The following is a 13032-nucleotide window of genomic DNA, read 5'->3' on the forward strand; positions in this document are numbered from 1 at the left end:
CGTCAGCGACGGGCGTCCGGGGCCTCGAGCGAGGACGGCGGATCCTTGCGACGTTTCCAGTTGGCCAGCAGCAGGGTGCCCAGGCCGAACAGGATCTCGTCCACGAACGGGACCGGATCGGGCAGGAACAGGGTCACCACGAACAGTGCGGCGGTGATCTTGAACAGGGTGGGATAGCGCAGCTTGCGCGCCCAGTCGAGGAGAGGCAGGAGAACGGGATTGGGCATGACGCAGGCACTCGACCACGATGGAGTGGACACCACGCTAACATGATCGTTGTTTGACGGAATCGTTCATTTTCCGTTGGTTTTCGTGGCCTCGTCCGGGTACTTGGTTCAGGTTCGCAGTGGTGCAATGATGGCCAATGTGAATCGGGGTCAGCCCGACTTGGAGGCAGCGATGAAGAGCAATACCACTACGATCCTGGTCGCCGTCGGCGCGCTGCTGGTGGGCGGTGTGGCCACCGCGGCTTTCCTCAAGGGCGGCGACAAGAGCCCCACGGCGCAGGACGGCCTGGTGACCGCCGCCGACGGCGCGCTGGTCGCCGATGATGCCGCGGCCACCGACAATCAGCTGCCGGTCGGCACCCTGCAGTACGCCGAGGTGGTGAAGGCCGAGCCGATCACCAGTTCGGAGAAGCTTTACGCGACCGTCATCGGTACCGAGCCGGTGCGCGAGACCACCACCACCAGCACCCCGCGCGAAGTCTGCGAAGACGTGGTCGTGCAGGAGCGTCTGCCCGAGCGCGACGGCAACGCCGGCGGCACGGTCGCAGGCGCGGTGATCGGCGGCCTGCTGGGCAACCAGGTGGGCGGCGGCAGCGGCAAGAAGGCGGCCACTGTGGCTGGTGCCGTGGCCGGCGGTGTGATCGGCAACCAGGTGGACAAGCGTCACGTGGGCGGCAAGGTCGTCAACCGCACCGAGCGCCAGTGCCATACCGAGAACGCGACCTCCGAGTCCTCGCGCGTGACCGGTTACAACGTCACCTACCGCAACCCGGATGGCACCACCGGCACCATGCGCATGGACAGCAAGCCGGGCACCCGCATCGCCATGGGTACCACGGACAAGGTGATCGGCTACGACGTGACCTACCGTTTCGAGGGTCAGGACAAGACCATCCGGATGGACCAGAAGCCGGGCGAGCGCCTGCCGGTCATCGATGGCCAGGTCGTAACCCAGACCGCCAGCGTGGACGCGCCCGGGCAGGGCTGAAGCCCGGGGTCCCGCCCGGACCTGCATTTCAACGTGGCACCCCTCGAAGGCCGGCGTTTCGCCGGCCTTCGCTTTGCGGACTGGCGCTTACCCACGCGGAAGCCACCGCATACAATCGCCGGATACCTCAAACGCCGGTTGAAGCACGATGGCTCTGAACCCGTACGACCTGTTCGATGTCCGTTCCCTGCTGAGCGAAGAGGAGCGCGCCGTCCAGGACGCCGTGGCCCGTTTCACCGACGAGCGCGTGCGGCCGATCATCGGCGACGCCTTCGACCAGGGGCGCTTCCCGAAGGAACTGGTGCCCGAGATCGCCGAACTGGGCCTGCTGGGCTCCTCCCTGCCGGAGAAGTACGGCTGCGCCGGCCTCAACGCCGTCAGCTACGGCCTGATCTGCCAGGAACTTGAGCGCGGCGACAGCGGCATCCGCAGCTTCGTCAGCGTGCAGTCCTCGCTGTGCATGTATCCCATCTACGCCTACGGCAGCGAGGAACAGCGCCAGCGCTGGCTGCCGGACATGGCCGCCGGCAAGGTGATCGGGTGCTTCGGCCTGACCGAGCCGCACGGCGGCTCCGACCCGGCCAACATGAAGACCCATGCGCGCCGCGATGGCGACGACTGGGTGATCAACGGCTCCAAGATGTGGATCACCAACGGCAACCTGGCCGACATCGCCATCGTGTGGGCGCAGACCGACGAGGGCATCCAGGGTTTCCTGCTCGAGAAGGGCATGGCCGGCTTCACCGCGCAGGAGATCAAGCACAAGATGAGCCTGCGTGCGTCGGTCACCAGCGCGCTGTTCTTCGACAACGTGCGCGTTCCCGACAGCAGCCGCCTGCCCAACGTGAAGGGTTTGAAGGGGCCACTGGGCTGCCTGACCCAGGCGCGCTACGGCATCACCTGGGGCCCGATCGGCGCGGCCATCGCGTGCCTGGACGAGGTGCTGGCCTATACCAAGGAACGCATCCTGTTCGACCGCCCCGTTGCGGCCACGCAGAGCGCGCAGATCAAGATGGCCGAGATGGCCCGCCGCATCACCCTGGCGCAGCTGCTCTCGCTGCAGCTGGGGCGGCTGAAGGACGCCGGCACCATGGCGCCGCAGCAGGTATCGCTGGCGAAGTGGAACAACTGCCGCATGGCCATCGACATCGCGCGCGAATGTCGCGACCTGCTGGGCGGCGCCGGCATCACCACCGAGCATGCCGCCATCCGCCATGCGCTCAACCTGGAATCGGTCATCACCTACGAGGGCACGGAAACCGTGCACCAGCTGGTGATCGGCCGCGAACTGACGGGCATCAACGCGTTCTGACGCCGTCCGCTCCCGCGCGTGGGCGCGGGTGCAGCGAAGTCGAGCGTCGCCGCTCGTCGTGTCCGGTTTTGTGGTGGGATGGTGTGGCGTCTATGGACCTTTCCGATCTCCAGCTTGAAACTCCACGCCTGTTGCTGAGGCTGCCGCGACGGGACGATTACGAAGCCTGGGCGGCGTTCGGTGCCGATGAGGAAGCCACGCGCTTCATCGGCGGCATGCAGGCCCGCTCGCCTGCGTGGCGGAGCCTCGCCGCGACGCTCGGCAGCTGGCACCTGCAGGGGTTCGGCATGTTCTCGGTGATCGAGAAGGCGACCAATCGCTGGGTTGGCCGGGTCGGGCCGTGGCAACCGGAAGGCTGGCCGGGGACCGAGGTGGGCTGGAGCATCGCGCGCGAAGCCTGGGGCAGGGGCTATGCACCCGAAGCCGCCGCGGCCAGTACCGACTGGGCGTTCGATCATCTGGGCTGGAGCGAGGTGATCCACACCATCGATCCGGACAACGCCAATTCCAAGACGGTGGCCGCCAAGCTGGGTTCGGCCTATCTGCGCATGGGCCGCCTGCCCGAACCGCACCATGAGAAGCCGGTGGAGGTCTGGGGCCAGACGCGCGCGCAGTGGCAAGCGCGAAAGGCCGTGCATCCGTGATCTCCACGTCCGCACTGCATGCAGGCCTGCACCATGCCCTGCCGCAGATGGCGCGGACCTTCCGCGATCCCTGGTGGATCATCGGCAGCGCCGCGATGGCACTGGCCGGAGTCCCCGGTATCGTGCCGCAGGACATCGACGTGCTCTGCAGCCGGCAGGACGCGCTGCGCTTGCGCCAGACATGGGCCGACCATGTCGATGCGGCTTACCGACCTGCGGACGAAGCCCGCTTCCGTTCCACCTTCGCGCGTTTCGCCCACCTGCCGATGCCGGTGGAAGTCATGGGTGGGCTGGAGTTGATGGCCGAGGCGGGATGGCAGCCCGTACGGGTGAACCATGACATGCGCATCGATGCCGCAGGGGTCGCCGTGCGCATCCCGACGCTGGAAGAGCAGCGCCGCATCCTGCGCGCATTCGGACGCGACAAGGACCTCGCCAAGGCCGCCCGCATCGCCCTTCCGGAGCATCCGCATGTCGCCTGATCCCGTCACCGTCCATGGCATGTCCACCTCGGGCAACTGCCACAAGGTGCGCCTGCTGCTCGAGCAGCTGGGCCGGCCCTACACCTGGATCGAGGTCGACAGCGCCCACGGCGGCACCCGCACGCCGGAATACCTGGCGAAGAACCCGAACGGCAAGGTGCCGATGCTGGAGCGCGCCGATGGCGCCATCCTGGTGGAGTCGAACGCCATCCTCTGCTGGCTGGCGGAGGGCAGCCCCTACCTGCCGGCCGATGCGTGGCAGCGTGCGCAGGCATTGAGCTGGCTGTTCTTCGAGCAGTACAGCCACGAGCCGTACATCGCCGTCGCGCGCTTCATCCGCGGCTGGACACCGCTGGATTCGCCGCGCCGTGCCGACCTGCCGCGCCTGCACGAACGGGGCATGCAGGCGCTGGCGGTGATGGAGAAGCACCTCGCGCAGGCAGCGTGGTTCACCGGTCCTGCGTACGGCGTGGCCGACATCGCACTGTTCGCCTACACCCACTGCGCGGGAGAGGGCGGTTTCGACCTGGCCGCGTTTCCCCATATCACCGACTGGCTGACGCGGGTGCGCGCGCAGCCGGGTTTTGTTCCCATGCCCGGCGTGAGCGACGAAGTCGCCGTGCGCCTGGCGTCCTCCTGATCCGAGCGAGCACATGACGTCGAAAGCGATCCCCGCACGCATGAAGGCCCTGAACCGGGCCGAGATCTGCGACCAGAATTTCATCGAATACGTGAAGGAGTGGGATGGCCCCGTGCGCAGCGCGCCGGCCGCCACCGATCCCGTGCTGCCCGGCAGTGCGCTGGATGCGCGCAGCTTCGTCGAACTGCTGGAGTCGCAGCTGATCAGCCGCCACCTGGACCTGATGGCGCGTGTGCTGCGCGTGCAGAACAAGGTCTTCTACACCATCGGCTCCAGTGGGCACGAAGGCAACGCGATGGTCGCGCGGCTGGCGCGCCACACCGATCCCGCTTTCCTGCATTACCGCAGCGGCGGTTTCATGGCCGAACGGTTCCGCAAGCTGCCCGGCATGGACCCGGTGATGGACTCGGCCCTCAGCTTCGCCGCGAGCGCCGAGGACCCCGCTTCCGGCGGCCGACACAAGGTGTGGGGCAGCAAGCCGTTGTGGGTGCTGCCGCAGACCTCGACCATCGCCTCGCACCTGCCCAAGGCGCTGGGTACCGCGGTGGCGATCGAACAGGCGCGCCGCATCGGCCATGCGCTCCCGATTCCCGAGGACAGCATCGCGATCTGCTCGTTCGGCGATGCCTCGAGCAACCACGCGACGGCGCAGACCGCCTTCAACGCCGCCGCGTGGACCGCGTACCAGAAGCTGCCGGCGCCGGTGCTGTTCGTCTGCGAGGACAACGGCATCGGCATTTCGGTGAAGACGCCCGACGGCTGGATCGGCCGCAACTTCCGCGATCGCGCGGACCTGGACTACTTCCACGCCGACGGCCTGGACCTGGCAGCCGGCTATGGCCAGGTGCAGGCGGCGGTCGAGCATTGCCGCTGTACGCGCCGGCCGACGTTCCTGCACCTGCGCACCACGCGGATCATGGGCCACGCGGGTACCGATTTCGAGATCGAGTGGCGTCCGCTGGAGGAGTTGTGCGCGGTCGAGGCGACCGATCCGCTGCTGCGCTCGGCGGCGATCGCGCTGGAATCGGGACTGCTGACGAAGGATGCGCTGCTCGGGCTGTACGAGGCCACGCGCGCGCGCTGTTTCGCCGCGGCCGAGGACGCCGACCGCCGGCCGCGCATCACCACGCTGGAACAGGTGATGGCGCCGCTGGCGCCGTATACGCCCGATGCAGTAGCGGCCGAGGCGGCACGCACGGCGCCGCACGACAGGCGCGTGGCCGCCTTCGGCAGCGAGGACAAACTGCCGGAGAAGCTGCCGCCCAGGCACCTCGCCATCCAGATCAACAACGCGCTGCACGACCTGTTCTGCAAGTACCCCGAAACGCTGCTGTTCGGCGAGGACGTGGCGCAGAAGGGCGGCGTGTACACGGTGACCAAGGGCCTGCAGAAGGCATTCAAGGGCAGCCGCGTGTTCAATACGCTGCTGGACGAGACCATGATCCTGGGCCTGGCCCAGGGTTACGCCAACATGGGCATGCTGCCGCTGCCTGAGATCCAGTACCTGGCGTACTTCCACAACGCCTGCGATCAGATCCGCGGCGAAGCCGCCAGCCTGCAGTTCTTCAGCAACGACCAGTACCGCAATCCGATGGTCGTGCGTATCGCCGGCCTGGGCTACCAGCGCGGCTTCGGTGGGCATTTCCACAACGACAACTCGATCACCGCCCTGCGCGACATCCCGGGCCTGGTCGTGGGCTGTCCCTCGCGCGGCGACGACGCGGCCACGATGCTGCGCACGCTGGCCGCGCTGGCGAAGGTGGACGGGCGCGTCACCGTGTTCCTGGAGCCGATCGCGCTGTACATGACCAAGGACCTGCACGAGGCCGGCGACGGCCAGTGGCTGTTCCCGTATCCGCCGCAGGACGAGGCGATGCCGCTCGGCGAAGGTCGCGTGTACGGCGAGGATGCGGACGACCTGGTCATCTTCACCTACGGCAACGGCGTGCCGATGAGCCTGCGCGCCGCGCGGGCCATCGAAAGCAAGCACGGCTGGAAGGTGCGCGTGGTCGACCTGCGCTGGCTGGTGCCGCTCAACGAGGGTTTCATCGCGGCGCAGGCGAAGACGGCCAAGCGCATCCTGGTAGTGGACGAAGGCCGGCACGCCGCAGGCGTCGGCGAGGGCGTCATCACGGCCATCGCCGAAGCGGGCCACCATGCGCGTCCGTTCCAGCGCGTGGTGGGTGCCGACACCTACACCCCGCTGGCGGGCGCGGCGTTCCTGGTGCTGCCCGGCGACGAGGACATCGTCGCGGCGGCGGACAGGCTGGCATGATCGCCCTTCCCCTTCACTGAGGAATGGATATGCCCACGCTCCGGATCGGCCTCGTCATCGGCAGCCTGCGCGCCGGTTCCTTCAACCGCCAGCTGGCCGATGCCGTGCGGACGCTGGCGGGCGACCGCTTCGTCTTCGAGGAGATCGGCATCGCCGACCTGCCGCTGTACGACCAGGACGACGACGCGGCGTTTCCCGCCGCGGGCCTGCGTTTCAAGCAACAGGTGGAGGCCTGCGACGCGCTGCTGTTCGTCACGCCGGAGTACAACCGTTCCATTCCCGGCGTCCTGAAGAACGCCATCGACATCGGGACGCGTCCCGGCAGCAGCAACTCCTTCGCGGGCAAACGCGCGGCGATCATCGGCACGTCGCCGGGTGCGCATGGCACGGTGTCGGCGCAGCAGCACCTTCGCAACGTGCTGTCCGCCGTGGACCTGGCGGTCCTTCCGCAGCCGGAAATCGCCATCCAATACAGGGAAGGCCAGATCGACGCCGATGGCAACGTCAGCGACGAACGCCTGCGCAAACGCCTGCAGCTGTTCCTCGACCGCTTCGAGGCCTGGCTGGCCGCGTAGCGGGGCAAGCGCCCCGTTCCGGGCGGGGGCCTCTGCGCACCCCGCGGCCTACGGACGCAGGAGCGCCAGCCCGTCGCGCAGCCGCTGCAGGGGAGGGCGGGTCGCCGGTGCGTCGTCGGCCAGGGTGCGGGCCAGGGCGCGCCGGAAGGGCGTCAGGTGCCGCCCCGCGCGCAGCACCGTTTCGCGCACGACGCGCGCGGGCGCACGATCGTTGGTGTAGAGCTCCACGATCGCCCGGGTGGCCAGGTACAGCGGACGCGTGCCCCGGCGGTGCCGCCGCTCGTAGCGGGCCAGGCCTTCGGCGCATCCCAGGTCGCCACCGCAACGCACGGCCTGGCGTGCCATGTCCGTCAGCCGTGCCACGCTGTCCAGGCCCAGGTTGAAACCATGCGCGGTGACCGGGTGCATGCCCACTGCCGCATCGCCGGCGAGGGCGAAGCGGCGTGCGACGAAACGTCGCGCGTACACACCGACCAATGGATACACGTGACGGCTGCTTTCCAGCCGCATGTGGCCCAGCCGATGGCCATAGCGCTGCTCCATTTCGTGGGCGAACGCGTCGACGTCCAGCGCGGCCAGGCGCCTGGCCGCGCTGTCCGGCAGAGTGACGACGACCGAGGCCTGGTGTTCCTGCAGCGGCAGCAGGGCCAGCGTCTGTCCGTGGCCGAACCATTCCCACGCCACGCCCTGGTGCGGCTGCTCGTGGTGCATGCGGCACACCAGCATGCTCTTGCCGAAATCGTACTGGTCCGCGCCGATGCCCATCGCACGGCGCGTCTCCGAGAATCGGCTGTCGGCGGCCACCAGCAGCGGCGCCTCCAGTCGCAGGCCGTCGCCCAGGGTCACGCAGGCGTGGTCGTCGGTGGTGCGGACCGCATGCACGCGTGCGCCATCGAAGAAATCCAGTCCGGGCAGGCCGCCCACCGCCTTCCACGCCGCCTCGCGAATACGCTGGTTGGGCACCAGCATGCCCAGCTCGGACTTGCCTGCCAGCGCGGCATCGATGCGCATGTCGTGCAGGCAATCGCCTTCCATCACCCGCGCCGCACGCAGGGGCGCAGCGGCGTCGTCGGGCAGGTGCTGCCAGATGCCGAGGTCGCGCAGTTGCCGGATCGAGGCGTGCGTGAGAGCGATCTCGCGCCCGTCGAAGGCGGGTTCGGCGATCGCGGCACGCGCCTGACGCTCCACCAGCGCCACCTTCAGATCGAGGTCGCACAGCGCCTTGGCCAGGCACAGGCCGGCCGGGCCGGCGCCGATGATGATGACGTCGTGATGCATGCGCATGCCTTCTGCTGCGGAGGTTGCGGGCAGTCTAGGCGGGCACGCGCGAACGGCATTGACGTGGATCAATCCCGGCGCGGTTGTCCCTCAGCGGCGCAGGCCGTCGTACAGGGGCAGCCGTTCCAGCGCGTGGCCCTCGGCGGATAGGCCGGTGCCCGCATGGTCCAACGGCATCACGGCCAGCAGCAGCGTGCGCGCGTCGTCGGGCGCCACGCACACCGCCTCGCCCACGTCCTGCGCCTCGTGGCGAACAGAGGCGCCGGCCACGACGGCGCCCGCGGCGGCGAAGCATTGCAGCGAGCGCTTCGCCTTGCCCAGGAAATGCGTGCGCGCCACGATTTCCTGCCCCGGGTAACAGCCTTTCTTCACGCTGTAGGCGGCCAGCCGGTCCAGCGCCAGCTGCTGCGGCGTCCACTGCTCGCGCTGGGAGGCCGGCAGGCGGGGCAGGCCGTGGCGCAGGTCCGACACCTGCCATGCGAGACGTGCAGCCTCGTCGTCCGGCGCCGCGGTGCCGATCCGCAACGTGCGCGGACCGCCATCGCCCCCCATGTCCAGTTCAACGGCGTCGCCCGCCGTACCCAGCAGGTTGCCTTGCGCGTGCGCGGGCGCGGCGTTGGCGCCACCGATGGCCCTGTCCGCGGGGACTTCGATCTTCAACTTTCGTCTAAACACGAAACGCCGCAGCGCTTCGGCGAACAGCTCGGCGGGGTGGTCGGGCAGCACCAGCCACACGCGGTCCTCGGCCAGCCTGGCCAGCGCGAACACCGCGATCACGCGCCCTTTGGGCGTCAACCACGCGTTCCACTGCCAGCATCCCGGCGCCAGCGCGGCGACATCGTTGGCGAACTGGGCGTGGGCGAAAGCCACGGCATCCGGGCCTTCCAGCGTCACCAGCGCATGGTCGGGCAGGCTGAAAACCGGCGGAGTGGTAGGGGAAAGGTTGTAAGCCAAGGGGGCGAGGATTAAAATTTTGTGCGTTGCGAGACCACCATGATAGGTCAAACACCCCCGACTCCCGACCCCGATCCCGGAACACAGCCGTCCGATACCTCACCGCCGACACCGGGCGAAGGGGCAGCAGACACGGCCGTGCAGAAGGAGATCGGCGGCCGCGACGGGCCCGAGCCCACGCGTTACGGGGATTGGGAAAAGAACGGGCGCTGCATCGATTTCTGAGCAGTGCGCGTAAAGCCAACGCGGTCCTGACCGCCCAGCCGAGACAACGAGCGCAACGCATGGCGACTCCACAACGTCCGCTTTCCCCCCATCTGCAGGTCTACCGTTGGCAGATCCAGATGGTGACTTCCATCCTGCATCGCGCCACCGGCATCGTCCTGGCCGCGGGCGCCCTGCTGATCACGGCAGGCCTGGTGGCGCTGATGATCGGCCCGGATGCCTGGAACTGCTTCACCGGACATGCGGGCGCCTGGTACGGCCAGTTGTTCCTGTTCGGCTGGACCTGGGCCTTCGCCTACCACCTGTGCAACGGCATCCGCCACATCGTGCAGGACTTCGCCATCGGCTACCGCATCGCCACGTTCGTGCGCAACAGCTGGCTGTCGGTGATCGGCAGCCTGGTCATCACCGCCCTGGTGTGGGGCTACGTACTGCTGGGAGGTGGCGCATGAGCGACTTCCGTACCCCCATCAAGAACGCGCGCGGCCTCGGCTCGGCGAAGACCGGTACCGAACATTTCGTCCACCAGCGCCTGACCGCCACCGCGCTGGTCGCGCTGACGATCTGGTTCCTGGTGTTCGTGCTGAGCCTGTCCGGCGCCGACTACGTCACCGCCACGGCGGCCATCGCCAAGCCCTGGAACGCCATGCTGCTGGTCGGCTTCCTGGTCGCCATGTTCTGGCACGCCCAGCTCGGCCTGCAGGTCGTACTGGAAGACTACGTGCACAACTCGCTGCTCGCCCTCGCGGTGCAGACCACCGTCAAATTCATCGCCGTGCTGGGCGCCATCGTGAGCGTCTTCGCCGTGGCCCGCATCGCGCTGGGGAACTGAGCCACATGTCCGCTTACAAGATCACCGAACACAAGTACGACATGGTCGTGGTGGGCGCCGGCGGCGCCGGCCTGCGCGCGACCTTCGGCCTGGCCGCCAAGGGCCTGCAGACCGTGTGCCTGACCAAGGTCTTCCCGACCCGCTCGCACACCGTGGCGGCGCAGGGCGGCATCTCCGCCGCGCTGGGCAACATGGGCGAGGACGACTGGCGCTACCACTTCTACGACACCATCAAGGGCTCGGACTGGCTGGGCGACCAGGACGCCATCGAGTACATGTGCCGCGAGGCCATCCCGGCCATCATCGAGCTGGAGCACTACGGCGTGCCGTTCTCCCGCACCGAGGACGGCAAGATCTACCAGCGTCCCTTCGGCGGCATGACCACCAGGTTCGGCGAAGGTCCGCCGGCGCAGCGGACCTGCGCCGCGGCCGACCGTACCGGCCACGCCATGCTGCACACGCTGTACCAGCAGTCGCTGGCGCACGATGCGCGCTTCATGGTCGAGTACTTCGCGCTGGACCTGATCTTCGACGAAGAGGGCGCCTGCCGCGGCGTGCTCGCCCTGGACATGGCCACCGGCACGCTGCACCTGTTCCGCGCCCACGGCGTGGTGCTGGCCACCGGCGGCTACGGCCGCGCCTACTTCTCGGCGACGTCCGCCCATACCTGTACCGGCGACGGTGGCGGCATGGTGATGCGCGCAGGCCTGCCGATGCAGGACATGGAGTTCGTGCAGTTCCACCCGACCGGCATCTACGGCGCGGGCTGCCTGATCACCGAGGGCGTGCGCGGCGAAGGCGGCATCCTGCGCAACAGCAACGGCGAGCGCTTCATGGAGCGCTATGCACCGCACTACAAGGACCTGGCCTCGCGCGACGTGGTCAGCCGCTCGATGACCATCGAGATCCGCGAAGGCCGCGGCGTCGGCGAGCACAAGGACCACATCCTGCTCGACCTGACCCACCTGGGCCCCGAAGTCATCAATGAGAAGCTGCCCGGCATCGCCGAGAGCGCCCACATCTTCGCCGGCGTGGACGTGACCAAGCAGCCCATCCCGGTCATCCCGACCGTGCACTACAACATGGGCGGCATCCCGACCAACTACCATGGTGAAGTGGTGCGCAAGGTCGGCGACAACCCGGACGCGGTCGTGCCTGGCCTGTACGCGATCGGCGAAGCCGCCTGCGTGTCCGTGCACGGCGCCAACCGCCTGGGTTCGAATTCGCTGCTGGACCTGGTGGTGTTCGGTCGCGCGGTGGCCAACCGCTGCGCCGAGACGATCAAGAGCGGTTCGTCGCACAAGCCCCTGGCGGGCGACGCCTGCGACAAGGCGCTGTCGCACCTGGACAAGCTGCGCAACGCCAACGGCGATACGCCCACGGCGGTCATCCGCGACAACATGCAGCGCACGATGCAGGCCGACGCCGCCGTGTTCCGCACCAGCAAGACGCTGAAGGAAGGCTGCGACAAGATGGCCGACATCTTCTCCAGCTTCCAGGACGTGAAGGTCAGCGACCGTTCGCTGGTCTGGAATTCGGACCTGATCGAAACCTACGAGTTGCACAACCTGCTGCTCAATGCCGTGGCCACGATCAATTCGGCCGAACAGCGCCACGAGAGCCGCGGCGCGCATGCGCACGAGGACTTCCCGGAGCGCGACGACGTCAACTGGCAGAAGCACACGCTGGTCAATGTGGCCGACGACGGCACCTGCAGCTTCGATTCCCGCCCCGTGCACATGTACACGCTCAGCAAGGACGTGGATGTGGTGCCGCCCAAGCCGCGCGTTTACTGAGCCGGGAGACCCGACACATGGCTGAATTTTCCCTCCCGAAGAACTCGCGCATCACCCAGGGCAAGCACTTCCCCGCGAAGGGCGCCAAGAACGTGCGCACCTTCAAGGTGTATCGCTGGAACCCGGACGACGGCGCCAATCCGCGCACCGACACCTACGAGATCGACCTCGACAAGTGCGGCCCGATGGTCCTGGACGCGCTGATCAAGATCAAGAACGAGATCGATCCCACGCTGACGTTTCGCCGTTCGTGCCGCGAGGGCATCTGCGGTTCGTGCGCGATGAACATCGACGGCACCAACACGCTGGCCTGCACCAAGGCCATCGGCGACTGCACCAAGGCGGAAGTGCCGATCTATCCGCTGCCGCACATGGACGTGGTGAAGGATCTGGTCCCCGACCTGACCCACTTCTACGCGCAGTACGCGTCGATCAAGCCGTGGATCCGCACGCAGACCCCGGCACCGCCGGACCGCGAGCGCCTGCAGTCGCCGGAAGACCGCAAGAAGCTGGACGGCCTGTACGAGTGCATCCTGTGCGCGTGCTGCTCGACCAGCTGCCCCAGCTATTGGTGGAACGGCGAGCGCTACCTGGGCCCGGCGATCCTGCTGCAGGCCTATCGCTGGATCATCGACTCGCGCGATGAGGACACCGGCGCACGCCTGGACGATCTGGAAGATCCGTTCAAGCTGTACCGCTGCCACACCATCATGAACTGCGCCCGGACCTGCCCGAAGGGTCTGAACCCGGCGCTGGCGATCGCCGAGATCAAGAAGCTGATGATGGCGCGTCGCGCCTGATCGC

The 13032-nt window shown here is 68.0% G+C and carries 15 protein-coding genes; 12 read left to right on the top strand and 3 right to left on the bottom strand.

Features of this window, described 5'->3' with window-relative positions; translation table 11 throughout:
• Positions 1 to 2 precede the first annotated feature (2 nt).
• Positions 3 to 227, bottom strand: coding sequence for a DUF6116 family protein (locus V8246_RS14120; RefSeq protein WP_185896455.1), 225 nt, complete (start codon positions 225 to 227; stop codon positions 3 to 5).
• Positions 228 to 399: 172 nt separating this feature from the next.
• On the opposite strand from V8246_RS14120, the gene V8246_RS14125 reads away from it, so the two are divergent.
• The 7 genes from V8246_RS14125 (at position 400) to V8246_RS14155 (ending at position 7143) form a co-directional block, all read left to right on the top strand.
• Positions 400 to 1215 (top strand): glycine zipper 2TM domain-containing protein, encoded by an 816-nt coding sequence (locus V8246_RS14125; protein ID WP_162109218.1) that lies wholly within the window; start codon positions 400 to 402, stop codon positions 1213 to 1215.
• Between the two features lie 148 nt (positions 1216 to 1363).
• The gene (locus V8246_RS14130; protein WP_245124111.1) at positions 1364 to 2527 is read left to right on the top strand and encodes an acyl-CoA dehydrogenase family protein; all 1164 of its coding nucleotides are present in this window, start codon (positions 1364 to 1366) and stop codon (positions 2525 to 2527) included.
• A gap of 92 nt (positions 2528 to 2619) precedes the next feature.
• Positions 2620 to 3171: a GNAT family N-acetyltransferase gene (locus tag V8246_RS14135; protein WP_336189770.1), complete on the top strand. Its 552-nt coding sequence runs from the start codon at positions 2620 to 2622 to the stop codon at positions 3169 to 3171.
• Positions 3168 to 3653, top strand: a complete 486-nt coding sequence (locus V8246_RS14140; RefSeq protein WP_336189771.1) for a hypothetical protein — start codon at positions 3168 to 3170, stop codon at positions 3651 to 3653. The genes V8246_RS14135 and V8246_RS14140 overlap by 4 nt, the downstream gene beginning before the upstream one ends.
• Entirely contained in the window at positions 3643 to 4293 is a 651-nt protein-coding gene (locus V8246_RS14145; protein WP_336189772.1) for a glutathione S-transferase family protein, read from the top strand. Before V8246_RS14140 ends, V8246_RS14145 begins: the two co-directional genes overlap by 11 nt.
• A gap of 13 nt (positions 4294 to 4306) precedes the next feature.
• Positions 4307 to 6568 carry a thiamine pyrophosphate-dependent enzyme gene (locus V8246_RS14150; RefSeq protein WP_336189774.1) on the top strand — a complete coding sequence of 754 codons (2262 nt, stop codon included), beginning with the start codon at positions 4307 to 4309 and terminating at the stop codon, positions 6566 to 6568.
• A 29-nt stretch (positions 6569 to 6597) separates the two neighbouring features.
• Positions 6598 to 7143 (top strand): NADPH-dependent FMN reductase, encoded by a 546-nt coding sequence (locus V8246_RS14155; RefSeq protein WP_336189775.1) that lies wholly within the window; start codon positions 6598 to 6600, stop codon positions 7141 to 7143.
• 48 nt (positions 7144 to 7191) lie between these two features.
• Here the strand turns inward: V8246_RS14155 and ubiM are convergent, their stop codons facing one another.
• Together ubiM and V8246_RS14165 are read right to left on the bottom strand one after the other, a co-directional pair.
• Positions 7192 to 8421 (bottom strand): 5-demethoxyubiquinol-8 5-hydroxylase UbiM, encoded by a 1230-nt coding sequence (ubiM, locus tag V8246_RS14160; RefSeq protein ID WP_336189776.1) that lies wholly within the window; start codon positions 8419 to 8421, stop codon positions 7192 to 7194.
• A 90-nt stretch (positions 8422 to 8511) separates the two neighbouring features.
• Positions 8512 to 9375 carry a folate-binding protein gene (locus V8246_RS14165; protein ID WP_336189777.1) on the bottom strand — a complete coding sequence of 288 codons (864 nt, stop codon included), beginning with the start codon at positions 9373 to 9375 and terminating at the stop codon, positions 8512 to 8514.
• 39 nt (positions 9376 to 9414) lie between these two features.
• Here V8246_RS14165 and V8246_RS14170 point away from each other — a divergent pair, with 39 nt between their 5' ends.
• The 5 genes from V8246_RS14170 to V8246_RS14190 are packed head-to-tail and all read left to right on the top strand — an operon-like array spanning position 9415 to position 13028.
• Positions 9415 to 9600: a DUF1674 domain-containing protein gene (locus tag V8246_RS14170; RefSeq protein ID WP_162109210.1), complete on the top strand. Its 186-nt coding sequence runs from the start codon at positions 9415 to 9417 to the stop codon at positions 9598 to 9600.
• Between the two features lie 59 nt (positions 9601 to 9659).
• Positions 9660 to 10052: a succinate dehydrogenase, cytochrome b556 subunit gene (gene sdhC / locus V8246_RS14175; RefSeq protein ID WP_187572910.1), complete on the top strand. Its 393-nt coding sequence runs from the start codon at positions 9660 to 9662 to the stop codon at positions 10050 to 10052.
• Positions 10049 to 10432 (top strand): succinate dehydrogenase, hydrophobic membrane anchor protein, encoded by a 384-nt coding sequence (sdhD, locus tag V8246_RS14180; RefSeq protein ID WP_142124151.1) that lies wholly within the window; start codon positions 10049 to 10051, stop codon positions 10430 to 10432. Before sdhC ends, sdhD begins: the two co-directional genes overlap by 4 nt.
• 5 nt (positions 10433 to 10437) lie before the next feature.
• Positions 10438 to 12228 carry a succinate dehydrogenase flavoprotein subunit gene (sdhA, locus tag V8246_RS14185; RefSeq protein ID WP_185896445.1) on the top strand — a complete coding sequence of 597 codons (1791 nt, stop codon included), beginning with the start codon at positions 10438 to 10440 and terminating at the stop codon, positions 12226 to 12228.
• 17 nt (positions 12229 to 12245) lie between these two features.
• Positions 12246 to 13028 carry a succinate dehydrogenase iron-sulfur subunit gene (locus V8246_RS14190; protein ID WP_162109202.1) on the top strand — a complete coding sequence of 261 codons (783 nt, stop codon included), beginning with the start codon at positions 12246 to 12248 and terminating at the stop codon, positions 13026 to 13028.
• Positions 13029 to 13032 lie beyond the last annotated feature (4 nt).

This window comes from Pseudoxanthomonas sp. F11, from assembly GCF_037046485.1.
In the GTDB taxonomy this organism is placed as follows: Bacteria; Pseudomonadota; Gammaproteobacteria; order Xanthomonadales; family Xanthomonadaceae; genus Pseudoxanthomonas_A.